Source organism: Methanolobus halotolerans, assembly GCF_004745425.1.
GTDB classification, from domain to species: domain Archaea; phylum Halobacteriota; class Methanosarcinia; order Methanosarcinales; family Methanosarcinaceae; genus Methanolobus; species Methanolobus halotolerans.
In genome coordinates, this window is the sequence record NZ_PGGK01000007.1 from 63,152 (window position 1) to 86,258 (window position 23,107).

General features: G+C 45.2%; 24 protein-coding genes. 10 read left to right on the forward strand and 14 right to left on the reverse strand.

Features of this window, described 5'->3' with window-relative positions:
- Positions 1 to 83 precede the first annotated feature (83 nt).
- Positions 84 to 383, forward strand: a complete 300-nt coding sequence (hisE, locus tag CUN85_RS07900) for a phosphoribosyl-ATP diphosphatase (protein WP_135389783.1) — start codon at positions 84 to 86, stop codon at positions 381 to 383.
- Between the two features lie 189 nt (positions 384 to 572).
- Here the strand turns inward: hisE and CUN85_RS07905 are convergent, their stop codons facing one another.
- Positions 573 to 1,448, reverse strand: coding sequence for a CBS domain-containing protein (locus tag CUN85_RS07905; RefSeq protein ID WP_135389784.1), 876 nt, complete (start codon positions 1,446 to 1,448; stop codon positions 573 to 575).
- A 157-nt stretch (positions 1,449 to 1,605) separates the two neighbouring features.
- On the opposite strand from CUN85_RS07905, the gene CUN85_RS07910 reads away from it, so the two are divergent.
- On the forward strand, positions 1,606 to 2,568 hold the full coding sequence (locus CUN85_RS07910; RefSeq protein WP_135389785.1) for an NOG1 family protein: 963 nt from the start codon (positions 1,606 to 1,608) through the stop codon (positions 2,566 to 2,568).
- A gap of 44 nt (positions 2,569 to 2,612) precedes the next feature.
- Here CUN85_RS07910 and CUN85_RS07915 read toward each other — a convergent pair whose 3' ends face one another.
- The 6 genes from CUN85_RS07915 to CUN85_RS07940 form a co-directional block, all read right to left on the reverse strand.
- Positions 2,613 to 3,725 (reverse strand): pyridoxal phosphate-dependent aminotransferase, encoded by a 1,113-nt coding sequence (locus CUN85_RS07915; protein ID WP_135389786.1) that lies wholly within the window; start codon positions 3,723 to 3,725, stop codon positions 2,613 to 2,615.
- A gap of 12 nt (positions 3,726 to 3,737) precedes the next feature.
- Complete coding sequence (hxlB, locus tag CUN85_RS07920) at positions 3,738 to 4,346, reverse strand: 6-phospho-3-hexuloisomerase (RefSeq protein WP_135389787.1); 609 nt, start codon at positions 4,344 to 4,346, stop codon at positions 3,738 to 3,740.
- Between the two features lie 37 nt (positions 4,347 to 4,383).
- Entirely contained in the window at positions 4,384 to 4,893 is a 510-nt protein-coding gene (locus CUN85_RS07925; protein WP_135389788.1) for a hypothetical protein, read from the reverse strand.
- 14 nt (positions 4,894 to 4,907) lie between these two features.
- Positions 4,908 to 5,270 carry a DUF2073 domain-containing protein gene (locus CUN85_RS07930; protein WP_135389859.1) on the reverse strand — a complete coding sequence of 121 codons (363 nt, stop codon included), beginning with the start codon at positions 5,268 to 5,270 and terminating at the stop codon, positions 4,908 to 4,910.
- Between the two features lie 5 nt (positions 5,271 to 5,275).
- The gene (locus CUN85_RS07935) at positions 5,276 to 5,911 is read right to left on the reverse strand and encodes an Era-like GTP-binding protein (protein ID WP_135389789.1); all 636 of its coding nucleotides are present in this window, start codon (positions 5,909 to 5,911) and stop codon (positions 5,276 to 5,278) included.
- Positions 5,912 to 6,070: 159 nt separating this feature from the next.
- On the reverse strand, positions 6,071 to 7,075 hold the full coding sequence (locus CUN85_RS07940) for a phosphate uptake regulator PhoU (protein ID WP_328591253.1): 1,005 nt from the start codon (positions 7,073 to 7,075) through the stop codon (positions 6,071 to 6,073).
- Between the two features lie 109 nt (positions 7,076 to 7,184).
- Here CUN85_RS07940 and CUN85_RS07945 point away from each other — a divergent pair, with 109 nt between their 5' ends.
- On the forward strand, positions 7,185 to 7,673 hold the full coding sequence (locus CUN85_RS07945) for a hypothetical protein (protein ID WP_135389791.1): 489 nt from the start codon (positions 7,185 to 7,187) through the stop codon (positions 7,671 to 7,673).
- 13 nt (positions 7,674 to 7,686) lie between these two features.
- On the opposite strand, the gene CUN85_RS07950 is transcribed toward CUN85_RS07945, so the two are convergent.
- The gene (locus tag CUN85_RS07950; protein WP_167848832.1) at positions 7,687 to 8,169 is read right to left on the reverse strand and encodes a hypothetical protein; all 483 of its coding nucleotides are present in this window, start codon (positions 8,167 to 8,169) and stop codon (positions 7,687 to 7,689) included.
- Positions 8,170 to 8,558: 389 nt separating this feature from the next.
- On the opposite strand from CUN85_RS07950, the gene CUN85_RS07955 reads away from it, so the two are divergent.
- The gene (locus CUN85_RS07955) at positions 8,559 to 9,482 is read left to right on the forward strand and encodes a UbiA family prenyltransferase (protein WP_135389793.1); all 924 of its coding nucleotides are present in this window, start codon (positions 8,559 to 8,561) and stop codon (positions 9,480 to 9,482) included.
- Between the two features lie 7 nt (positions 9,483 to 9,489).
- Here CUN85_RS07955 and CUN85_RS07960 read toward each other — a convergent pair whose 3' ends face one another.
- The 4 genes from CUN85_RS07960 to CUN85_RS07975 all read right to left on the reverse strand — a co-directional run bounded on the left by CUN85_RS07960 (position 9,490) and on the right by CUN85_RS07975 (position 14,995).
- A complete protein-coding gene (locus CUN85_RS07960; protein ID WP_235856254.1) occupies positions 9,490 to 10,317 on the reverse strand; it encodes a helix-turn-helix transcriptional regulator in 828 nt (275 codons plus the stop codon).
- Positions 10,318 to 10,491: 174 nt separating this feature from the next.
- Entirely contained in the window at positions 10,492 to 12,108 is a 1,617-nt protein-coding gene (gene purH / locus CUN85_RS07965; protein ID WP_135389794.1) for a bifunctional phosphoribosylaminoimidazolecarboxamide formyltransferase/IMP cyclohydrolase, read from the reverse strand.
- A 108-nt stretch (positions 12,109 to 12,216) separates the two neighbouring features.
- Positions 12,217 to 14,121 (reverse strand): phosphoadenosine phosphosulfate reductase domain-containing protein, encoded by a 1,905-nt coding sequence (locus tag CUN85_RS07970; RefSeq protein WP_135389795.1) that lies wholly within the window; start codon positions 14,119 to 14,121, stop codon positions 12,217 to 12,219.
- 55 nt (positions 14,122 to 14,176) lie between these two features.
- Entirely contained in the window at positions 14,177 to 14,995 is an 819-nt protein-coding gene (locus CUN85_RS07975) for a CRISPR-associated protein Cas4 (RefSeq protein ID WP_167848833.1), read from the reverse strand.
- Positions 14,996 to 15,129: 134 nt separating this feature from the next.
- On the opposite strand from CUN85_RS07975, the gene CUN85_RS07980 reads away from it, so the two are divergent.
- Genes CUN85_RS07980 through cyaB form a run of 5 tightly spaced genes read left to right on the forward strand, consistent with a single transcriptional unit; the run spans position 15,130 to position 19,063 of the window.
- A complete protein-coding gene (locus CUN85_RS07980) occupies positions 15,130 to 15,870 on the forward strand; it encodes a helix-turn-helix domain-containing protein (protein ID WP_135389797.1) in 741 nt (246 codons plus the stop codon).
- 35 nt (positions 15,871 to 15,905) lie between these two features.
- Positions 15,906 to 16,955 (forward strand): hydroxymethylglutaryl-CoA synthase, encoded by a 1,050-nt coding sequence (locus CUN85_RS07985; protein ID WP_135389861.1) that lies wholly within the window; start codon positions 15,906 to 15,908, stop codon positions 16,953 to 16,955.
- A 9-nt stretch (positions 16,956 to 16,964) separates the two neighbouring features.
- Positions 16,965 to 18,137 (forward strand): thiolase domain-containing protein, encoded by a 1,173-nt coding sequence (locus tag CUN85_RS07990; protein WP_135389798.1) that lies wholly within the window; start codon positions 16,965 to 16,967, stop codon positions 18,135 to 18,137.
- 5 nt (positions 18,138 to 18,142) lie between these two features.
- On the forward strand, positions 18,143 to 18,532 hold the full coding sequence (locus tag CUN85_RS07995) for a Zn-ribbon domain-containing OB-fold protein (protein ID WP_135389799.1): 390 nt from the start codon (positions 18,143 to 18,145) through the stop codon (positions 18,530 to 18,532).
- Entirely contained in the window at positions 18,533 to 19,063 is a 531-nt protein-coding gene (gene cyaB / locus CUN85_RS08000; RefSeq protein WP_135389800.1) for a class IV adenylate cyclase, read from the forward strand. It abuts the gene before it with no gap.
- Positions 19,064 to 19,099: 36 nt separating this feature from the next.
- On the opposite strand, the gene CUN85_RS08005 is transcribed toward cyaB, so the two are convergent.
- Together CUN85_RS08005 and metG are read right to left on the reverse strand one after the other, a co-directional pair.
- Entirely contained in the window at positions 19,100 to 19,654 is a 555-nt protein-coding gene (locus tag CUN85_RS08005; protein ID WP_135389801.1) for a nitroreductase family protein, read from the reverse strand.
- A 139-nt stretch (positions 19,655 to 19,793) separates the two neighbouring features.
- The gene (metG, locus tag CUN85_RS08010; protein ID WP_135389802.1) at positions 19,794 to 21,833 is read right to left on the reverse strand and encodes a methionine--tRNA ligase; all 2,040 of its coding nucleotides are present in this window, start codon (positions 21,831 to 21,833) and stop codon (positions 19,794 to 19,796) included.
- 134 nt (positions 21,834 to 21,967) lie between these two features.
- Between metG and sppA the strand changes: the two genes are divergently transcribed.
- Positions 21,968 to 23,107 carry a signal peptide peptidase SppA gene (gene sppA / locus CUN85_RS08015; protein ID WP_135389803.1) on the forward strand — a complete coding sequence of 380 codons (1,140 nt, stop codon included), beginning with the start codon at positions 21,968 to 21,970 and terminating at the stop codon, positions 23,105 to 23,107.

Here is a 23,107-nt window from a genome sequence, read left to right on the forward strand (position 1 = left end):
TTAAAAAATGCTACCCTGATCCGCACAGGATCACAGATGAACATAAATCAGATATGCCCTTCTTTTGTTACAGGAGATAAAACATGTCCGAAACTGACCTTTCTATCCTCAATGAGATATATGACGTCATACTTGAACGTAAGAATAAACCGGTTGAGAGTTCCTATGTATGCTCTCTGCTGAGCCACAGAAAGGGTATTGACAAAATACTCGAAAAAGTAGGAGAAGAGTCAATTGAAACAATACTGGCGGCAAAGGGAGATAGAAGAGAAGAGATCATCTATGAGTCGTCTGACCTGCTTTTCCATCTACTGGTAATGTTTGCTGCAAAAGGGATAACTCTTGAGGAAATAGCCGAAGAGCTCAAAAAACGCAGAGAATAAGACCCTTCCGGATTCCTGTAAGCGGTCAGCGTAAGGCTGCAAAGATACACGAACACCTATAAGTGCCCTTCTCCTTACTTCTTTTGCCTCAGGCAATAAGCTAAGAATGCTTGAATTGGCCGGACCGGAGCCTGCAGTTAGCCACAACTTTTTCAGAGGCAAAAAAGCAAAACGACTGTTTAGTATTTTTTAATAAACAGTCAGTTCATGGAAAATATCCTTCTTAGAGAGAATCCCCTTTGGCACACCCTCAAAGGCAACAAGCAGAAAGCCGATGTTATGCCTATCGAAAACCTTTACTGCATCATACAGGGAAGTTTCCGCATCCACGGTGATCAGCTCCTTTGTCATTATTTCCTTAACCCTTGCAGTCATTTTGCCGCTTGCCACTGCATCTCCAATGTCGGTGAAAGTCACTATTCCAATTATTTCCTCGCCATCCCTCACTGGTGCACCATGTATACCATTCTCGACAAGCAACCTTGCAGTTTCCTGTATGGATGCGTTTGCGTTGATCGAGATGATATTCATACGCGCATAGTTTTTCACAGGTTTCTTGGGAAGAGAGATCATCTCATTTATTGTGAATACCAGAGTGTTATGTGTGTCATCACGACCCACAACTTCACCGCGGACAACCAGTTTATTGACAGGCGTCGGACCCATCTGGACTTTGTCTCCCTGTTCAAAACTTTTGATGTTACCAAGTACTTTAATGATACCGTGACATAGATCAGGATGACGGACCGTAGTAAAACTTATCTCCGCCACAGTTGCACCATCCACGACTATATCATTGCGGAAAATGGGCACCTGCGCCTCGTGTTCCATTGCTGTTATACTGAGTGCCTCATAAGCCACACCTGTGGCCTTATATCCGCCTTTCGGACCGGGAACCCCTTCTACGAGCCCGAGGACCTTAAGGGATTGCATCTGGTTTCGAACAGTACCAGGATTGCGATTTATAAGTTCAGCAATTTCCTCGCCTTTTACAGCACGGTCTTTTTCTCTCTGAAGATTTATCAAAGCAATCAGAATATCTTTTTGGATAGGAGCTAGCTCCATCAAATCACCGTTCCCTAAAACAATAATACAATACTCAAAAGGGATATATATGTTTGTAGTATTTCAACTACACGATACTTTAAAAAGAACATAGCCCATAAAGCAAGGAATACAAATTTATATCTTCAGGTGATTGAGCCCGACAGGTAAAGAGAATATGATATTTGAAAAGATCCACACCGTCCAAACATCAGATGAATTGGTGGATAAGGCGTTCAGAAGAGCAACCAGGGCAATGTCCGGGAAGAAGGTCACTGGAAGAGAAACACTACTCAAAGCAAATGAGTCAATGGTGCTGACCTCTGCCAACATACTTACAGACAACCTGGCAAATATTGTTCGCCGTTTCCCCACATTTGAGGACCTTCCACCTTTTTATTATGAGATGGCAGACATACTGGTAGGTGTTGACGAACTGAGGAAATCCCTCGCCAGAATAGACTGGGCCAGTTCCAAGATACATGAGATTGCCAGGGAGTATGTCGGCAAGATGCGGCGTTCAAGAGACCCTGTATCATTAAGGAAACAGTGTTTTGGACGCCTTGGATCTATCATGGGTTCAATAGATAAGGAACTCAAGTTCCTCAATGAGGCACGTAACAAGCTCAGGAAATTACCCGACGTCCACAATGAACCTACCATTGTAGTTGCAGGTTATCCCAATATAGGCAAATCTAGTTTTGTTTCCATGGCAACAGGAGCAAGACCTGAGATAGCATCCTACCCCTTCACCACAAAAGGCGTATCCATAGGACACTTTATGGTCGGGAATGATAGGTATCAGGTAATGGACACACCAGGACTTCTCGACAGGCCGATGTCTGAGAGGAACGAAATTGAACTGCAGGCCATCACAGCGTTAAAGCATCTGAATGCCGTAGTACTTTTCATGATTGATGCCAGCGAGACCTGTGGCTATGAGATCCATGAGCAGACCAACATGTTAGAGGAAGTAAGAGAACAGTTCCCATTGCCCTTGCTTGTCGTTGCGAACAAGTCCGACCTTCCCCAGTTCAGAGAACTGGATATTGTAGATATGCAGATGTCCACTGCTACAGGAGAAGGAGTACAGGAAGTTCTGGGAAAGCTGATCGCAATGGTCGAAAAAAGTAAGGAATAGAGGTCTTTGACCTCTTTATGATTTATTAGTACATTTGTTAGCGTTCAAAGCACGTTTTCCATTATTTGCAGAGCTTTTTCTATATCTTCCCGGGAAGCTGCATAGGACAGACGTATATAGCCGTCCCCCAGAGCCCCGAAAGCGGTTCCCGGTACTACTACCACACCATTGGAGATCAACTTTCCTGCAACCGTTGCCGAGTCCTCCACTTGCGGAAATGCATAAAAGGCACCTTTTGGAAGATCACATTTCATGCCAAGGGAGTTAAGACCTTTAACAAGGATATCCCTGCGCCTCCTGAATTCCTCACGCATCCGGATGACTGGTTCCATAGGGCCTTCCAGAGCCGCAACTGCTGCCTTCTGTGCAATGGAATTGGCACATGCCTGGACATACTGATGCACCTTTATCATCTGCTCTGTATATTCACGTCTGGCAGCAACATAACCAAGTCTCCAACCGGTCATGGAATATGTCTTGGATACGGCATTGACCGTGATCACATTATCCGAGAAACTGGCCGGACTCACATGTTCTCCTTCGTAGATGAAATGCTCGTATACCTCATCCGAGATCAATGTGATACCATGGTCATCGGCTATCTCCGCGAATGCCTTCATGTCACTCTTACTTTGAACCGCACCGGTAGGATTTGCAGGAGAATTGACGATAAATGCTTTGGTCTTCGGAGTTATCCGTTCTACAACGTCCTCCGGCCTGATGGTAAGGTCATCCCCCAGGGGAAGTGAAGAGACCTTTCCACCCATCATCCCCACAAGAGCATTGTATGAAACAAAACCCGGATCTGCGATCATTACCTCATCCCCGGGGCCCACAAGTGAGGCAATTGCTATTTCCAGTGCCTCCGAAGCTCCGGATGTGACAATGACCTCCTCGGGCGTAGCGCTGAAGTTGTTCTCTCTCTCGAACTTGTAGCTGATGGCCTGACGAAGTTCCCGGATACCTGCACCATAAGTATAATTTGTAAAGCCATCGTTTATAGCTTCGATCGCAGCCTGTTTTATATGCCCGGGCGTATCAAAGTCCGGCTGCCCCAGACCAAGATTTATAGCATCTGAGCCAGCGGCTTCGAACATTTTCCGTATACCGGAAATATCTATATCCAGAACCCTTTGTGCAAACTTCGGGTTAGCCATCGTTTATCACCGTTACTCGATATTGGTATGTCTTGACTTCAGATCATCTTCGGATGCACCTGTAATGTAGATCAGTTCTGCAATAACAGCATCAAGAAAAACACTTGCTGAAGTCTCAAAAGAAGTTCCCAGCGGGGTCAGATAACTGTATTCGCCACGCATATGACGTTCCAGATATCCACCGATATCTTCTTTGGTCCTTCCGGGGAGTTCTACAACCACATCTGAAAGATTCCCGAGCTTGGAGTCTTTATTGGAAGTAATTGCTATCAAAGTAGCACCGATATCCTTTGCAACTTTCCCAAGATCCGAAACTGAGCGGGTTTGCCCTGAACCGGATATTGCGATCACCACATCCCCCTTGCTTACAGCGGGAGTGGTTGTCTCGCCCACGACATGGGAAGAGAGACCAAGGTGCATAAGTCTCATGGCAAAAGCCCTGCCTACAAGACCGGACCTTCCTGCCCCCAATACAAAAATATGCCTGGCGTCCAGAATCTCTGTCAGCATCTCTTTTATTGAGTCGTTATCAATTTCTTCAGCTAGTTTTTCAAGGTGTACTGCCATCAGCAGGATAGAGGACTTTAGATGCTCGCATTCGGTCATATCTATTTCATTCATGATCTGATAACCTCACATAAGTAAAAATGTAATAACATTATTCATAATGCTTATCTTTTGCATCTTCTTTGTAATTGATATTTTTTATCTTCCAGCCTTTGATATTACTGAGTTCTTCATACAGACGCATGATATCAGAATCATCGCCGGTCCAATAGCAATCCACAACTGCGTTCTCATTCTTAAGTTCTCTGGTTACAGAACCTGCGAGATTGAAGAGCGCCTTCTTGCTGTAGAAAGGAACATTGAATGTGGTCTTGTAGCCATCCTTTGATCTTGCATAGGATACCAGCACATAACCGTTGCTCTCAAAATCCGTGATCTCGTCAAAATCACAGACCATCTCCAGTTCATGAACAGCTGCCTGGTCTATCCTGGAGATACCCAGAAATATCTGACCAATGACCACATCGGGAACCTGACGTCCGAACCAGATGGAGATTTTACCGTATGTACATACCACATTCACATCATCCCTTCCCATCTCAAATGATGAGAGAGAGAGGTGAGGAGATATCAGACTTTCTTTGTTTTCTTTTGTCCTCATTCAAGTTCACGCAATCACTTGTGGTTGGAGACTAGAGCACTTATCATGTTGCGGTCCCTCTTCAGGGTCTTCAGCTGGTCCGCAGGCCCGATAACCGTAAGTCTCGATTTTGTGACATTCTTTTTTAATATCTTACCAAGGAAAGAAGTATCGACCTCTGAAGGATAACTTTCCATCTCAATGCCTGAAAAACCGTCAGGCTCGATCAGTGTCATTGTCATCTCGATAAGACTTGCCTCTTCCGAAGGGCTAAGACCCTTTTCAAGGACCAGTATCTTACCTTCCATGACCTCATCAATGATGAATCTGACTTTTTCAACAGGAGTCATTTCAGCAAGCCTGTGTTCCGATATCAGATCCATCTGAAAACCCTGCATCATGATCACCCGAACCTCTTTGCGATTTCTTCATACATGGTGTCTATGTTCTTTCCTTCGAGGGCGGATATCGCAACCATAGGATGTTGTGGGAATGCATCCCTTATTGTCGTGGCAGAGGATTCCGGCAGGTCTACCTTGTTGGCCACTATCAGCAGAGGGAGATTGCGGGCTTCCATATTTCCGATAACAGTTACATTGACCTGAGTGAAAGGGTCCTCAGTAGCATCCATCACAAGAATTACACCATCAAGGTTCTCGAGCCACTTCACAGCTTCTATAACACCCTCGGTAGCTTCTTTTGCACGTCTTTTGGACTCGGCTTCATCCATACCCTGTTCCATAAACTCATGGAAATCGATCTTTGTGGCCAGTCCCGGAGTATCAATGATATCAAGTGTCAGAGAATTTCCATTGGCCTTTATGGTCACGCCTTCTCTCCTCCTTGCCCGCCTGGTCTCGTGCGCAACATGAGAGACAGAGCCCATGGCATCACCTGTCCAGTCCCTGAGAATCCTGTTAGCAAGAGTGGTCTTACCGGCATTCGGCGGACCATAGATACCAATACGTGCGTTCTGTTTTTTGAACAGTTTTTTAAAAACTTCTGCAAAATTCTTTTTAAACCTTTTTATTACACCCATTCGTTCCCTCCGTCCATCGGATGTTAGGATTTCTGAATCATTTTTTACTATAAACAATCATTGACATATATTTGTTATTATATATGCCTGTATCAATAGCACTATTTCAAGATAAGCTGTCAAGTTATAACTGACAATCCGGACTTAACTGTATCTTTTTCATTTTTGACTCGCCATAGCAGAGTTTATTGCAATTTCAGCTATATTTGCACCATAGTCACCAGTCCTGTCAATACTGTCAATGACAGTTCCCATAGCAACTATGGTTTCACTTGAGTTCAGTCTCAAACTGGCTTCATTGAGTTTTGTGATCAGGGGAGACATTTTTTCGACTCTGTCAATCACCTGGTTAGCAAGATTAACATCGGAGTTATACAGAGAATCTATGGCATCTTCAACGATCTTGCGGGAAAGGTCACTTGTCTTCTCGATCATGGACATGATGTCTTCAGGTATTGGTCGTTTAAGAGTGAAAGTGACCTTGGCTATCTTACGGGCGTGATCCGCGATACGTTCAATCGGACCTGCTGCCATCCTCAGATCATGATACTCATCTATAGAGGTATCCGTTGCATCCGGTAATTTGGCACCCCTCAGAACGGCCCTGTACTGTTTTGCGATCAACAGGAACAAGCGGTCAACATCGTCATCCCTGTGATCAATATCAAGTGCTAGATCGTTATCAAGGGTCTTAACAGCCTTTATTGCATCCATATGCATGGAGTTAGATATCAGGAACATACGACGAACGCTTTTCTTTATGGAGATCTCATCCGGGTTCAGCAGGTCCTGTATAACGACTTTTTTAGCAGTTTCCTCTATGATCTCCGGCCCTATCAGCTTATAACACATTTCCCTGATCGTTTTCTTCTGATCGGAAAGTATTCTTTCAGCCCTAATCTCAATTATATCGGAACCTACAAGATAAGCTGCAATGAGATCCCTTTTTAGGACATCACCCATCCTGCCGGTAACATCGATGTGACATCTCTTTGCAGGAGGGGAATCGTGGATAGGATCGATAACAAGTTTACCATCAGGTTGCGGGTATAAACTGACCCTGGCTCCTGTTTTAATTCCAACCTTATCCGCCCAGGGTTTCGGAAGAGAAATTATATATGTAGAGCCACCAGTCTGCTGAACCTTTCTTGTTTCTATTGTAATCCCTCTTTAATAATCGTTATTTTGACGAATATATAGAACTCTTAGTCCTATATATAGGTGTTCTTTTGATAGGAAGAAGAATATATAATAAAAGCAATTATTATATTCCATGCAAAATATAAAAATCAGCCCAGAAGATATTTTTCTACTGCGGAAGATATTGCCCCTGATATGTCTTATCACCCCATGGGAATTCTATTTTTATACCAGTGACTATTCAAGCGGCTGGGGTATAAAGTTCTCTGTCCTTTATGCAAATTTCGATGTGCAGTACGGAACGATCTTTGTGGACCTGTTGAAACAACTTACGCTACTCTCTTATGGAGGATTCCTGCCCTCATTAAGAACGATTACCTGGTCAATGGCAGCTTTACTGTGCATAGCAGTTGTATTCTATGAACTTTTCCGGCAAAACATAGAGATGGAACTGAGTATCCGAACCATCGCAATACTGCTTATTGCATGTGCAGTGATGACACTTATCAGTTCGACAGCAGTATGGAACAGTTCTTTCAGCACAATACCTATTGCCCCGATCTTCTTTGCATTCAGCGGATGCCTGCTTCTTTACGCAAGCAGCAGCCAAGAAACAGAATAGAGACTAAATAATACTAAGAGAGAATGCCATAATCATCCTGACCGATCCTGACCCCGATGCTTGCTTTCACGTAATGGTCCGACGAGAGAATAAGCAGGGCAATGGACTTCCACCCCAACAGGACATCAATAGTACCATCCGGATCGGAACCCATATCAAAAGCATCTCCCATCTTTGAGAAAAGTCTCTTTGCAAACCTGAAGATATATTCTTCATCAAAAAAATATACTGATGCAAGCACAGTAGTCAATATTGAATTGATATCTTCCAGTGATATATCATTTATAGTACCAACATGACAAAAGTGTATCCGCAGGCCTTTTGAGTCCATCCAATAACAAGTACCTTCATTTCCTTTCAGGTAAATGAGATCATGATTCAAATAATTTCGATCAGGATCGAAAGCGATTGTAGACTTTGATTTCTTTCTGTGCAGGAAATCCGTTTTGGGATGGAAACAAGCTATTTCATTTGTAATAGTATATGCAAAAGCCATTTTTTACGCACGCACCTACATATGAAGAATAAAACTATTTTAAAGATATTTATTCCCTATAATGTCTGCTGAAGACCGTTTATTTACCATCTGTCTTTAGAATATATATATTAACCTTGAACTAAGATTAGCCTGATAATATAATAAAATCATTGAATATAATATGCAAGCCCCAAAATTATTTATACATATAAGATTTTATAAAAGTTATAAGACAAGTCAGGCAAAGTACCGCAACCTAAAAAAAGAACATAGCCTGAACTCACCCGGCAATAAGTATCTGCTATTTGTATTGTCGTGGTTAGTTATACTTATACTATAACATTAGCTTAATGATTTAAGATTATACTGAGCAAGTAATATTACGGCGTTTTACACCATTTGATACTATGAGTTCAAATGGATTAGTAAACCTATCTGACCCCTCAGTGAACGAATACGTACTGAATAACTTTTTCATTAACGCCAGAACAACAGCCACACTTTATCTTCTGAAGAGTTCCCTGCTGGTTTCGATCTCGGGTGCTTTTCGAATATACATTGCCTTTTTGCTCATCCAGGCAGAATGTGTCGCTTTGCACTGCATTGCAGGAGCACTTATCATATACGCCGTTTATACGCTTGACAGGGCAATGGATACTGAAGAGGACACCGTCAACCGGACCGAACTAAAAGGAGCATCTGCTAAATTTGCACTCTTTGTAGCATTGATATGTTTTATCATAGGAGCCTTCGTACTTGCTACAGACAATTTGCTTACCATTGCTTTTCTCCCCCTTGTTACGGGCTACCTCTATACCAAAGGACTGATTTTTGGAAAATTCAGATTAAGGCTCAAAGGCAGCATGGGAGTCAAGAACACGGTTGTCGGACTTACGTGGGGAGCATTCATTGCCGGAATTGCAGGCTCCTCTGCTGAAAATATGCTGCCCACTTTACTGGTATTCCTTTTCTTCGGAACAAAGCTCTTTGTCAATTCAGCCGTCTATGATTTCAAAGACGTCAAAGGTGACTTCATGGCAGGAATAAGAACATTACCTGTCAGCCTTGGTGAAAAAAATACCAGAAAGCTTCTCCTGTTTATGCATCTTGTTTCACATTCCACACTCATGTTCTTCCTGCTTAACGGAACTGTTGGCCATGAACCTGTGATACTATTCTATAGCCTGCTTGCAGGCATTGTGACAATCAGAAACTTCACCCGCCCGGTGGACATAGAAAACAAAAGCAGGCAAACAAGACGACTTTTCCTTGTGGATGGTGAGTCAAGCTCGGCAATAGGCCTGAAGACAGTTACCGGCCTTATAATTTAAAAAATGGTTAAATGGAGGTGACACGACGGGACAATTTCCTGTAATGCTCAAAAAGGTCGTTTCCCCATTTGATCGCCGATGCATCATGACCTACCATATCATGACGGGGATCATAAGAACCGTTGGAAAAGAAAAGTGACATAGAAAAGAATTGGTCAGTAACCACAAAGGCAAGCCTGACATCTTCAATGATGTAAAGTTCCGAATCCGGAGAGTTAAGATATATCTCTATCTTCTCCCTGTGTTCGGTCACTACTTTAAAAAAAACATTCTCAGTCAATATAAGGGAAGTTCTGACATTGTTGTTGACAAGCTCAACAAAGAAGTCAGGATAGCTGGGGATAAAGATAGATGAAACACCTTTTAGAACACTGGACTTACCGATATTCTCTTTGAATAGCTTATGTGATTCATATATATTCTCAATACTATCTGCAACTACCTCACAGTCAAGAAGGTCTGAAAGATTCTCAAGTAAAGTTTCAGGAATATCATCCAGCATGTGCTCCTTCCAGAAAGTCTCATTCTTCTCTATAGTGCTAAGTATATCCAGAAATGGCGTGTAATGCTTCAGTATAGCTTTTCCTATTGGAGTGATAGAGTAAATCTTGTCATCTTTGGAGATCATATTTGAACTCTCCATTTCCTTGAGCCGCGGGAATATCTCGGGGGAGGACACCTTAAAATATTCCTTTATATCGGAAAGAGTTCTTGGTCCGTCAGCAAGCAAAAAAAGGATATCTTTGCGTTTTTCCGAATAAGTCAATATGCTTAGCAACCCTTTTGATCTCATTGCAATCACATCAGTTGGTCTGGCTATAATGTACGATGACATAAAACATGCTTACTTTAAGAGGAGAAGTTGTGATACTTTATATATTTTATCAGTTAAAGAAACTGATACAATCTTTGAAATGTTTTACATTGCCCCAGAACATCGATAGTAGCAATAACCGATCAGGCAAAGTAAAAAATAAACGAAGGCGATGCCCCATAAGGAGCACAGCACTCAATGTAAGAAATGCCTCATCCCGGTGAAAACCATAGAGACACCAAGCCTGTCAGCTGTGGATATGACTTCATTGTCCCTGATAGAACCACCAGGGGAAAGAACATACATGATCCCATTTTCAGCTGCATGCACGATGCTGTCATCGAAGGGGAAGAAAGCATCCGAAGCCATCACGCACTTTGACAAAATATGCTCACAATATTCATCAAAGGATATATCCGGTTTCTCACGTTCATAGATCACAGCAAGATTCTCCCTGGCCTTAGTGGCTGCAAGCTTTCTGATGGAATCTACCCTGTTAGGCTGTCCTGCCCCCATGGAAAGCATCATATAACAACCATCGGAATACTCATAGGCAAGGGTGACAGCATTCGATTTAACGGATTTGCAGGCATGAAGGGAGAACTCTGACAGGGCTCGCAGCTCTTCCGGGAAAGGCTTTTGAGTTACAGTCTCCCATTTCTCATATATTCCCATGTTACGGGCCTGTTTCAGCATCCCGCCCAGGACGTATTTATAAGTGTCCCGGACCTCGAACTCCTCATTCAGATCAGGCAGTTCAAGAAGCCGGAGGTTAGCACTTTTGTTCCGGAGATATTCAAGAGCATCAGGCTCAAAGCCTGGTGCAAGGATTATCTCGATGAACTTACCGTTCAGGAACTGTGCAGACTCAAGGTCAAAGACAGTGTTCGTGCAGATTATACTGCCATAAGCAGATATCGGGTCACCATCCCAGGCAGCTCCGAGTGCCTGGAGAAGCGTATTACCCGTTGAAAGACCGCATGGATTATTGTGTTTTACAATGGTGACTGCTGTTTTGCCAGGACCCAGCTCCTTTACCGTCCGCAGAGCATTGTCAGCGTCTATATAGTTGTTATATGAAAGTTCCTTCCCATGAAGTTGCTTCGCATTTGCAAGGACCGGACCTGAAACACCCACCTCTTTGTAGAATTTAGCATCCTGATGCCAGTTCTCTCCGTATCTGAGAGTGACACCACCATTGAAATTCATACGCAGGACTTCCTCATCCAGCAGTACTCTGCTGAGATATGTATCTATAGTAGCATCATAATCAGCAGTATGCCTGAAAGCCCTTACAGCAAGTTTTTCCCTGGTCTTCTGGGAGATTATACCGCTTGAACGCAATTCCTTCAGGATGGATCCGTAATCGTCAGGATCACAGACCACTGTTACCGAGTTATAGTTCTTTGCAGCCGAACGCAACATAGCCGGGCCACCGATATCGATGTTCTCTATGGCATCCTCAAGAAGGACGCCTTCTTTTGAGACTGTTATTTCAAACGGGTACAGGTTTACTGCTACAAGGTCGATAAGTTCTACATTTACTTTTTCAGCTTCCCCCATATGGTCGTGATCATCACGAACACAGAGAATGCCGCCATGGATCATAGGGTGAAGAGTTTTCACCCTCCCGCCCATCATTTCCGGGAAACCGGTAACTTCAGATACATCTGTCACCCCTATACCTGCATCACGAAGCATACGTGCCGTGCCACCGGTTGAGATTATCTGTATGTCAAGTTTTTCGAGTCCACGGGCAAAATCCACAATGCCGGTCTTATCAGAAACGCTGAGCAGTGCTCTTTTTACCAAAAAATCACCGAGAAATATTGGCGGCGATCAGGTATAAGGTTTCTGGTCACACAACCCTAAAAATAAAAAATAGGACATCGAAATCCCGAAAATAGTACTTTTGTGGCCTCAGGAATTGAACTTAACAACTGGACAGGCCTCGATACACACGCCACAGTGCGTGCAGCCATTGCCTACAACAGCAATTCCTTTTCGCAATCGTGTCACCTTATTCGGGCACTTGCCGACACAAACCCCGCAGCCACTGCAAAGCAGGGCCCTGCGAATAGAGAATTCGACCTTAGACATCAAGGATCTTGCCTTCCTGTCGGTATCACTACGGGCAGTAACTGTCCCGGAAGCAAAAACCTGGACGCGATCCTCGCCCCGGAGCAGGGAAACCACGCCTTCCATATAAGCTGCCTTGCCCACAGCATTCAGCATTCCCACATCTTCCAGCTTCTCCAGGTCAATGGCTGCGTCAAAGGCACCTTCTGCAGAGATACCTCCCTGTTTACATGGACGATAACCGGAAGTGACACAGAAATTGAGTTTACCAGGGCCGCTGCTTGTGGGAACAAGGTTTATTCCTTTCTTCTTTGCAATCTCCTGCAATTGAGGTGGAAGCTTTTTCCAGCGCCAGAAACCATGTTTAACCCATTCTTCAGACAGCCCCATACGCTCTGCGTAGGAAAGCAGGCAGTCATTAAGCCTTTTTTCCATATCAGGATGAGTTTCCTTGAGCCTTATCAGGTCAGCAAGCGAACATGACGGGCAGAGCCAGCAGCCGATACGGTCAAAACCATTCTCATACATGGGATTGTAGGGAAGGTCATGCTTGAAGATGTACAACCAGACATGCATCGCGGTCCAGTTCTGTATCGGCGCTGCTGCCACCTGGTTACCCACCCAGGGATTTTTCCATACACTCTCACTTTTGGCACGTGCACCGGACTCGTACTTTCGCTGGCCTATGAATGTAAGACATCCACCCTCGTAATTATCATTGATGAGCTGTGCGATCGGACCCAGTTTGCAAACTTTGCAACACCAGCGTACCTCCACGCTTGGCGGACCAAAATTGTCAACAGATTCCCAGAAAGCTTCCCCCGAACTGATGGTCCTCAAAGGTTTGCCGTAATGCCTGGCAACATCAGATGCATTTTGCACAGTTTCCGGGAACTCGATACCTGTATCGGCAAAAAGAAGTTCATAGCCATCAAGGCACTCATCCACAAGATGCAGCACAGCAAGGCTGTCCTTACCGCCGGAGTATGATACTGTTGCAGGACGATCAACGGAAGAAGCAACATTCCGTATGAACTTATGAGAGCGGTCGACAAAATCATGCAAATATCCCTCATTGGCAGCTACGGCATCTTTCCAGGTCCTGCCACCTTCGGGAACAGTTATGTCCGCCGGAGCTTCCTTTAACCTCACCTTTACCGCAACCCCTTTACCCCTTTCAAGCATAAGGGAACCATTCATGCGTGCACGGCCTGCTGCCAGCACCTTCCCCTCACTGGACAAGACGACGACCTCGTCCATTTCCAGAATATGCGGGTCGGCATCACTTACCCCCGGTGCCAGCACGCTTGCACCACCCAGAATGAATTTTTCTGCACCTTTATCTATTAGCACCCAGTTTTTCAGTGAATTTCTGTCACTTAAATCAAATATTCTCCTGGCACCGTTTATTCTGAGCAGCAGAGCCCAGCGCAGGTGCTCGATCTCAAACCGAATATTACCAAGTACCTCACCGTCGACAATGATCTCATCCATACGGTCATCATAGGGAGACTTGTTCAAGACTACCAGACGATCATCTGTTATGAGAGGGGCGTTGAACTGTTCTAATGCAACGGAGTTGATCAGATCGATCTCGTACTTGAATGCAGGACGGATATCCCCGGGCGGGGTTACGGTCACATGCTTTGTAGTCTTTCCGCAGGAACATTCTTTTCCAAGTACAGGCACATTACAGGAAGGACACCAGTAAAGGAGCAATTCACCAAGATACTGAGGTTTTGACATTGTACGACCTCAAGAGTCAATAATTAAATAGCTTTTGGGTGCTTATTATAGTAGATCAAAAGAATTTAGATACCAGGGATGACTGCACCTTGCACATTTCCAGATAAGCACAATCTTCACACAGAGAACTTTCCTTGCGGTCAGGAAGAGAGCCACCCTTAACCTTTCGCACCCTGCCCAGTACCTGCAAGACCTTCCTCCGGTCATCAGAGCGGACATTGACATTCCTTATACTACCCTGCCTTGCATAAACCACAATACCTGAACGCACATGAGAATTATTGCTCTTTTCCATGAGCATTGCAAGGGATGCAACATGCAGGCGATCATTGTTCCATACACCCTGTTCCGGACACTGGCCGGTTTTGACAAGTAAGGGAGACAAAGTACCATCAATGTCTATAATAGAGTTAGGTATCCCGCTGAGATCGAGTTTTTCCGAGTGATAGAGATGCCCTGATTCTGCAGACATTAATTGTTCCCGTAATTGTCCGGAACTGTCATCAGTAATGAACGAAAGCAGATTCGGACCCATATCATTGATGCATGATCGCACATGTGTGATGGCTTCTTCTATCATGTCCGAACTTACACATGCAAATTCTTCAGGATAGATGAATGCAAGCTCTTCACTTACTCTTAACAACATTGTTTCCAGGTCCGCTAAGATATCATCGTCTTTTGACGAATATGTTTTCAGCAGATCAGGATATTTCAGGCCCATCTCTTTAAGAATCAGATGTCCTATGTAGGAAAATGTGGCTGCAGGGAACGTTTCATGTCCGCGGCAGGAATAATAGACTTTTCTGGGACACATAAGATATAATACGATTTCCGAAACATTTACCCCTATTTTCTGCGTTTTGAGAAACATATTTTTATAGTGGATATAGAACATACTATATATAACCGAATGATTTGTAACTAGTCCGACCACCGAAAAATCGTCAATTAACGAACTTGCATTCGTTAAATATATATGTGAATCTACCCTTAGGGAAACAAAGCATGAAGGAAGACGAATCGCATGGAATGGTTCGCCGGCATCTTGCAGAAAAGATGGCAGGCGAGATAACTCTCTCTGAGAAACCTGGCGAGGCATTAAAGAAATGGCGATTGAACTTCGAGATTGCCCAGACAGACCTATCAGGCTACCTGGGTGTTTCGCCTTCAGTGATCAGTGATTACGAAAGCGGCAGAAGGAAATCACCAGGCACGCTTATTGTAAGCAGGATCGTTGAGGCTCTTCTCGAAGTAGACGCACAGCGAGGAGGACAGAAAATTCATGCTTATGAGGGGATGCTTTTCACAGAGAAAACATCAAAGGCCATTTACGCCACTTACGAATATACATTTCCTATGCAGATGGCAAAGCTTGCAAGCCTTATTGAAGGTGATGTCGTTCATAAAGGCATTGAAAAACCACTGTACGGATTCACGGTCGTCGACAGTAAAAAAGCAATTCTTGAGCTTTCATCACATGAGTTCCAGAAACTTTATGGATGGAGCACTGAAAGGGCATTGATATTTACAAAAGTAACCACCGGAAAGTCACCGATGGTTGCCATTCGGGTCACAAACCTGAAACCAGGAGCCGTTGTTATGCACGGCCTGCGTGGGAACGAAGTGCACCTTATGGCAAAAAAAATGGCGGAAATAGATAGGATCCCCCTTCTTGCAACAACGATGGACATCGACAAAATGGTTGAAGCACTGAGAAAATACAGTGATTACCATATTATGGAATAATTTTTAAAATGGAAACAAATCAGAACGGTGTTAATATGAGTGTAGGGATAGTCTCATACGGTGCCTATATCCCCAGATATAGGATAAAAATAGAAGATATCGCCCGCGTATGGGGGGATGATGCTGATATTCTAAAAGCGGGATTAATGGTTAACGAAAAATCAGTCCCGGATGTTGATGAAGATGCAGCAACCATTGCAGTTGAAGCTGCAAGGTCAGCAGTGAACAGAGCCGGGATCGATGCACAGAGAGTGGGTGCTGTGTACACTGGTTCGGAGAGTCATCCATATGCAGTAAAGCCCACAAGTACAATAGTTGCCGAGGCAGTAGGTGCTACACCTGTATTGACCGCTGCGGACTTCGAGTTCGCATGTAAGGCAGGTACAGCCGCAGTCCAGACATGTATGGGACTGGTAGCCTCAGGGATGATAGATCTGGGACTTGCCATCGGTTCCGATGTGGCCCAGGGAGCACCCGGGGACGCACTTGAATATACTGCTGCCGCAGGCGGTGTGGCATTTATTATAGGCAACAGGGAATCAGAACTCACAGCTATTATCGAGGATACATACTCATTTACAACAGATACTCCTGACTTCTGGAGGCGCGAAGGTATGCCATATCCGGAACACGGGGGGCGCTTTACAGGTGAACCCGGATACTTCAAGCATGTAACAAATGCCGCGAAGGGACTTATGCAGAAGATTAACACAAAACCTGATGATTATGATTATGCAGTGTTCCACCAGCCAAATGGCAAGTTCCCTTCACGTGTCGCATCGATGCTGGGTTTCAGTAAAGAGCAGATCAAACCGGGCCTTGTCGTACCAAGACTTGGAAATACCTATTCTGGCTCCTGCATGATGGGAATCGCAGCAACTTTGGACCAGGCAAAGCCAGGTGACAGGATATTTGCAACCGCTTTCGGGTCGGGTGCAGGTTCCGATGCATTCAGTATCACGGTCACCGACAAAATAGAGGAGATACGCAACAGCGCACCCAAGGTAGAGGAACTGCTTGCTGACCCTGTATATGTTGACTATGCAAAATATGCAAGACACAAGGGAAAAATCAGGCTGGCGTGAGGTGAGAAAATGAGAGAAGTTGCAATCATCGGTGTGAAGAACACCATTTTCGGAGAGCAATGGGACCGTTCCTTCAGGGATCTTGTCGTAGAGGCAGGAGTCGGTGCCGTTAAAGATGCCGGGATTACCGGCGAGAAGATAGATTCAATGTTCGTCGGTAACATGAGCGGCGGACAATTCGTTGAGCAGGAGCACATCGGTGCGCTCATAGCAGATTATTCAGGCCTTGCAAAGAACCTGCACATACCCTCCACCCGCGTTGAAGCAGCATGTGCTTCCGGCGGGCTGGCATTAAGACAGGGCATCTATTCAGTTGCTTCCGGCATGGACGATATCGTCATAGCAGCCGGCGTGGAAAAGATGACAGACGTACCATCAGCAAAGGCCTCCTCCGCCCTGGCTGCAGCAGCCGACAGGGAATGGGAGGGTATCATGGGAGCGACATTCCCGGGACTGTACGCTATGATAGCAAGGATGCATATGCACAAGTATGGCACCACCAGTGAACAGCTTGCATCTGCCGCTGTCAAGAACCACCAGAACGGCCAGTTCAATCCGATAGCACAGTACAAGAACAAGATCACGATAGAGTCCGTGCTCAACTCCATAATGGTCGCCGATCCCCTGCATATATTTGACTGTTCACCGATAACCGACGGTGCATCAGCCGTCATACTGGCACCTGCAGACATAGCCCATGAGTATACTGACACTCCTATATACGTCAAAGGTACGGGTCAGGCAAGCGACACCCTTGCACTGCATGACAGAAGGGATATCACTACCCTGGATGCATCGGTCGTGGCAGGCAAGAGGGCATATGAGATGGCAAGGATGGGGCCGGAGGATATTGACCTTGTAGAGGTCCATGACTGTTTCACCATTGCCGAGATATGTGCCATCGAGGACCTTGGATTTGCAAAGAAAGGCGAGGGTGGAAAGGTCACCTTCGACGGGGAAACGGCCATTGGAGGCAGAATACCTGTGAACACCTCGGGAGGGCTCAAGGCATGCGGACATCCTGTGGGTGCGACCGGCGTCAAGCAGGCTATTGAAATTGTTGAGCAGCTGCGCGGAGAAGCAGGCAAACGCCAGGTTGACGGTGCAGAGATTGGAATGACCCACAATGTAGGCGGTTCAGGTGCAACTGCTGTGGTACACATATTCTCGAGGAACAGGTGATCACGATGTCAGTACCAAGATTTTGGAGAAAACAGATAGCCAGATATAATCTGGTTGGTACGCACTGCAAACAATGCGGAGAATACTTCTATCCGCCACGCAACATGTGCCCTTCCTGCAGGCGCGAAGGAGAGATAGAGGACTTCAAGTTCAGCGGGCAAGGGGAGGTCGTGACATATACTGTTATTCATGCCGCAGCAGAAGGCTTCGAGGGACAGACACCTTATGTCCTTGCCATCGTGCAGCTTGAGGAAGGACCCAGGCTAACTACCCAGATAGTAGGCGATGCAAAGGATATGAGCATAGGTATGAAGGTCAGCCCTGTGTTCAGGAAGCTCGGCCAGAGCGGCGACCGTGGAATGATATATTACGGCACAAAGTTCGTCCCTGCATAAATGATAGAAATAGAAGTAAAAGCCCGTGTCGATCACCAGCAGGCAAAACAACTGCTGTCAGGCATGGGTGCTAATTTCATAGGTGTCGAGAAACACTACGACACCTATTTTAATGCTCCTCACAGAGATTTTGCAAACACCGACGAAGCACTGAGAATACGTTCAGTTGACGGCAGGTCTGTACTCACTTACAAAGGAAAGAAGCTGGAAACAGTTGCAAAGACCCGCGAGGAATTCGAGACAGAGGTGGACGGTTCAAACACACGCAGCATCCTGCTTGCGCTTGGATTCTATGAGTCCGGCGTGGTCAGGAAGACAAGAGAGATATTCAGGTTCAAAGGCCTGACCATCTGCATTGACAATGTTAGAGATATCGGAGAGTTCATCGAGGTTGAGATAACCACCGAGTCAGATATTGAGTTCCACAACGAACGCATATTCGCTTTCCTGGAAAAGTTCGGAATCCGAGAGGAGGATTCTATAAGGACTTCCTATCTTGAGATGGTGCTTGAGCAGAATGAGGAGAAGTAGATTTTTAAGCTTTCCTTCTATTTTGACTGAATAATCTCATTGAAAATCCTTAAATGCAACTTGGCTCTGTTCGTTATAGCTTTCATACATTACAGTATCACTAAGCGTTTTGCGTTCAGTGATATGCCGGTCAGCACTCAAAAATCCTTTATCGGGATAGCCTAATAGAAGTAATGCGGTAGGTTCGATGTATTCAGGAATGTTGAAATCTTTTCTGATAATCTCAGGGTCAAACAGCCCAACCATTACACTTCCAATATTCAATTCCCTTGCTGCCAGCATCATGTGGTCACAAATAATACCAATATCTAAATCTCCTGAACACTTTCCGTCAAATGGTCTTACCAAAGCATTCCTTTTATCCTGGCATACAATGAGAACACATTGAGAACCAAAAGTTCGGTATGCTTTTTGGATTTTGAGGATATTATCTGATTGCTGAACAACGATGATCCGTTGCGGTTGCATATTACAAGCGCTTGGTGCTACACGTCCGGCAGACAAAATTCTGTCAAGATGGCTTTTGCCTATTATCCCTCCTGTGAATCCTCGTGTAGTACAACGCTGTTTTGCTAATTCTAAAAAATCCATATTACAGACGTCTCTTTTTTACATAATATAAAAATTTACGTATACTGCATGTGTTTCAAACTCACAGAAGTCCCCAAAGATCTAAAAGCCGGATAGACCCTCACAACTCAACCCAAAAAAAAAAAAAATAAAATCCGAGCTACCTGATACAGGAGCCCGGATCCATTTCCTTATCAGTCGTCAGCAAGGAAACCCGCTCGCCAGCATCAGCTGCCAAAAGCATTCCCCGGGACTCGACACCGCAGAGCTTCACAGGCTTGAGGTTGACTAGTACGTTCACGATCTTGCCGATCATCTCTTCGGGCTCGTAGTATTCTGCGAGGCCCGCAACAACCTGTCTTGGTGAATCGTCACCGATGTCGACCTCAAGGCGCAGGAGTTTCTTGGATTTCTTGATCTTCTCGGCAGTAACGATCTTACCGACCCTGATGTCAAGCTTTGCAAAATCGTCATATTCTATTTCTTCTTTGAATTCCATTTTTTCTACCTCCTTGATGCCTGCTTCCTTTGCCATTGCCGTTTTTACTCGCTTTGAGGAAATCTTTTCCATTTCTTCGATCTTGTCATCCTCCAGCTTGGTGAACAGGATCTGAGGCTTTGCAAGCTTGGTGCCGCTTATCACAGCAACGGTTGCTTCCTCATAGGTAGCTGTGTGGACATCAGAGTTCATTCCTATCTGTTTCCAGGCTATTTCCATACTGCCCGGTGTCATGGGTTCGAATAGCAGTATAAGTGCCTTGGCCAGTTGTATGCAGTTCTTGACAACCTTGCCACAGGCTTCCTTATCTTCCTTTATGAGCTTCCAGGGTTCGTTTGACTGGAAGTATGAATTACCATATGATGCAAGAGCCATTGCAGTATCAGCGGCCTTCTTGAACTCATAATCTCCGTTTGCCCTTATAACTTCTTCAGTAGTGGAAATTATCTTTTCTATAACCTCCGGATCGATGTCACCCTCGGGGATCTCACCGAAGTTCTTGAAAGTAAAGAGCAGGTTCCTGTACAGGAAATTACCCAGCACACCCACAAGCTCGGTATTTATCTTGTCCTGGAATATCTTCCATGAGAAATTAACCTCTTTTGTATGTGAGGTGTAACTTACGAGGTAGTACCTGAGAAGATCAGGATGGAAACCATGGTTCAGATAATCCTCTTCGACCCAGACCACATAACCGCGGCTCTTTGAGAAAGTCCTGTCCTCAATCTTCACCATGCCCGACGCAACAACTGCAGAAGGCTGGCTGTAATCTGCCCCCTTGAGCATCGCCGGCCAGAAAATACAGTGGTGGTAGATGATATCCCCGCCAATGAAGTGAATTATCGGGCAGTCACCCTTCCAGAACTTCTCCCAGTCACCCCCGGTAGCTTTTGCCCATTCTTCTGTGAATGCGATATAACCTATAGGTGCGTCCACCCACACATATACAACAAGGTCATCATGCCCGGGGAATCTCACACCCCATTCAAGGTTCCTTGTAATGCACCAGTCTGATAGTTCCTGCTTTACCCATCCAAGTGCATAGTTACGTGCATTCAGGGTACCTCCAAGCTTTTCCAGGTGTTCCTGAAGGAAGTCACTGAACTCGGACAGTTTAAAGAAGAAGTGTTCCTGTTCCTTGTACTCTGCAGGGCCTCTGCATATGGTACATACGGGTTCATTGAGTTCACCGGGCTCCAGGTGCTTTCCACAGCCCTGGTCACATTCGTCACCGCGCGCCTTCTCTCCGCAGTGAGGGCATGTGCCTGCAACATACCTGTCAGGCAGGAAGCGGTCACATTGAGGACAATAGGCTATCTCTATTACTTTCGGATAGACATAATCCTTCTCGATGAGCTTACTAACGATATCCAGTGTACGATTATGGTTTGTGTCATCATCGGTAGTACCGAATGCATCGAACACCACCTCCATTTTTTTGAACATTTCATCGAAGTGGACGTGATATTTCCTGACGAGTTCTTTCGGCGTGACTCCAAGTTCTTCGGCATTCACAACGATAGGAGTACCATGGGTATCAGAACCGCAGACAAATGTTGTTTCCTGTGAGTTCTTTTTCAGGGATCTCACATAGACATCTGCAGGGATATAGGTTCTAAGATGCCCTACATGAGCTTTCCCGTTGGCGTATGGAAGGCCGCATGTCACAAGTACGGCTTTATCAGAAGGGGTATTTGGCATGTATTTTCTCCGTAATGACTATGATCAGTATATCTGGTGTTGATTGACTGCAATTATAAAATATATTTCGCTTGCGAAGCACATAAGGTTTTTTAACATTCACGCACATTTTATGTGAGGATGGTAATTTACTGATGAGCGGAAAAGATCCTGACAGCAGAGAAGATACTTCATATTATGCCGGGTATCATACATACCCGTATTCTTATGGAGAGACAGAACAGGATGATAAAGCAGAAACAGATACAGTATCTAATAAGCAGGCACCAGTAACTGATAATGATATTAACAGAGACCAAAGAAAAGAGGAGAAATCAGGTTCCTCTGGTGATCCTTACAACGGCAAAGCACCAGCTTCCGGTAAAAAAAGCCGCAAGTGGCAATACATAACAATCATAGCCGTTCTTTTACTTATCGTAGGATCAAGTTTCGTGATAATCTTCCATGCCTTCGGTGGCGGATTGTATCCATCTACCGATAAGGTAGCAGTGATCTATGTCCAGGGAACCCTGCTTACCAGCAGCGTGCCCGGAGGCCTTGGATATGCAACATCTGAGGGCGTAACCGGAAGCATCCGGGAGGCAACCGCCGATGCGAATGTAAAGGCCATAATACTACGTATCAACAGCCCGGGAGGATCTTCCACCGCAGGAGAAGAGATATATACTGAGGTTAGAAGGGCAAGTGAAAGCGGTGTACCTGTAATTGTATCAATGGGCGACGTTGCAGCCAGTGCAGCCTACCACATATCCGCACCTGCCGATCTTATAGTTGCCAATCCGTCCACAATGACGGGAAGCATCGGCACAATATGGATGTTCGAGAACCTTTCAGGTTACTACGAGGAAGAGGGAGTTGAGTATTACATAGCAAAATCCGGCGATTTCAAGGATATGGGCGGTTCATGGCGAGGTCTCACGGAGGATGAGAAGGAGTATGCGAACCTGGTCGTTGCCGAAGTGTATGCTAACTTTGTGGAAGATATCGCAGAAGGCAGGAGCATGAGCGAAGGAGATGTCAGGGAGCTTGCAGACGGCAGGATCTATACCGGCCAGAGGGCAATGGAGCTTGGACTTGTTGATGAACTGGGCAACTTCTATTATGCCCTTGACAGGGCAGCGGCACTGGGAGGCATAGAGGACCAGCCAACTGTTGTGTATATGAACAGACCTACACTATCAAGCCTGCTCTTCGGTTCTGAAGCTGACACTGCAGCAGCTGTTGACCAGTTCCTGAGCTACTATGAGGAAAGCCCGTACGGCCGTATAATATGA

Excerpts from the sequence above, each read along its gene's own strand:
- CUN85_RS07975 (WP_167848833.1), bottom strand. The coding sequence starts at position 14,995 with ATGTTTCTCAAAACGCAGAAAATAGGGGTAAATGTTTCGGAAATCGTA.
- CUN85_RS07990 (WP_135389798.1), top strand. The coding sequence starts at position 16,965 with ATGAGAGAAGTTGCAATCATCGGTGTGAAGAACACCATTTTCGGAGAG.
- metG (WP_135389802.1), bottom strand. The coding sequence starts at position 21,833 with ATGCCAAATACCCCTTCTGATAAAGCCGTACTTGTGACATGCGGCCTT.
- CUN85_RS07935 (WP_135389789.1), bottom strand. The coding sequence starts at position 5,911 with ATGGGTGTAATAAAAAGGTTTAAAAAGAATTTTGCAGAAGTTTTTAAA.
- CUN85_RS07970 (WP_135389795.1), bottom strand. The coding sequence starts at position 14,121 with ATGTCAAAACCTCAGTATCTTGGTGAATTGCTCCTTTACTGGTGTCCT.
- hxlB (WP_135389787.1), bottom strand. The coding sequence starts at position 4,346 with ATGAATGAAATAGATATGACCGAATGCGAGCATCTAAAGTCCTCTATC.
- CUN85_RS07910 (WP_135389785.1), top strand. The coding sequence starts at position 1,606 with ATGATATTTGAAAAGATCCACACCGTCCAAACATCAGATGAATTGGTG.
- CUN85_RS07950 (WP_167848832.1), bottom strand. The coding sequence starts at position 8,169 with ATGGCTTTTGCATATACTATTACAAATGAAATAGCTTGTTTCCATCCC.
- CUN85_RS07945 (WP_135389791.1), top strand. The coding sequence starts at position 7,185 with ATGCAAAATATAAAAATCAGCCCAGAAGATATTTTTCTACTGCGGAAG.
- CUN85_RS07955 (WP_135389793.1), top strand. The coding sequence starts at position 8,559 with ATGAGTTCAAATGGATTAGTAAACCTATCTGACCCCTCAGTGAACGAA.
- sppA (WP_135389803.1), top strand. The coding sequence starts at position 21,968 with ATGAGCGGAAAAGATCCTGACAGCAGAGAAGATACTTCATATTATGCC.
- CUN85_RS07980 (WP_135389797.1), top strand. The coding sequence starts at position 15,130 with ATGAAGGAAGACGAATCGCATGGAATGGTTCGCCGGCATCTTGCAGAA.
- CUN85_RS07930 (WP_135389859.1), bottom strand. The coding sequence starts at position 5,270 with ATGCAGGGTTTTCAGATGGATCTGATATCGGAACACAGGCTTGCTGAA.
- CUN85_RS07905 (WP_135389784.1), bottom strand. The coding sequence starts at position 1,448 with ATGGAGCTAGCTCCTATCCAAAAAGATATTCTGATTGCTTTGATAAAT.
- CUN85_RS07925 (WP_135389788.1), bottom strand. The coding sequence starts at position 4,893 with ATGAGGACAAAAGAAAACAAAGAAAGTCTGATATCTCCTCACCTCTCT.
- CUN85_RS08005 (WP_135389801.1), bottom strand. The coding sequence starts at position 19,654 with ATGGATTTTTTAGAATTAGCAAAACAGCGTTGTACTACACGAGGATTC.
- CUN85_RS07915 (WP_135389786.1), bottom strand. The coding sequence starts at position 3,725 with ATGGCTAACCCGAAGTTTGCACAAAGGGTTCTGGATATAGATATTTCC.
- hisE (WP_135389783.1), top strand. The coding sequence starts at position 84 with ATGTCCGAAACTGACCTTTCTATCCTCAATGAGATATATGACGTCATA.
- cyaB (WP_135389800.1), top strand. The coding sequence starts at position 18,533 with ATGATAGAAATAGAAGTAAAAGCCCGTGTCGATCACCAGCAGGCAAAA.
- CUN85_RS07985 (WP_135389861.1), top strand. The coding sequence starts at position 15,906 with ATGAGTGTAGGGATAGTCTCATACGGTGCCTATATCCCCAGATATAGG.
- CUN85_RS07960 (WP_235856254.1), bottom strand. The coding sequence starts at position 10,317 with ATGTCATCGTACATTATAGCCAGACCAACTGATGTGATTGCAATGAGA.
- CUN85_RS07995 (WP_135389799.1), top strand. The coding sequence starts at position 18,143 with ATGTCAGTACCAAGATTTTGGAGAAAACAGATAGCCAGATATAATCTG.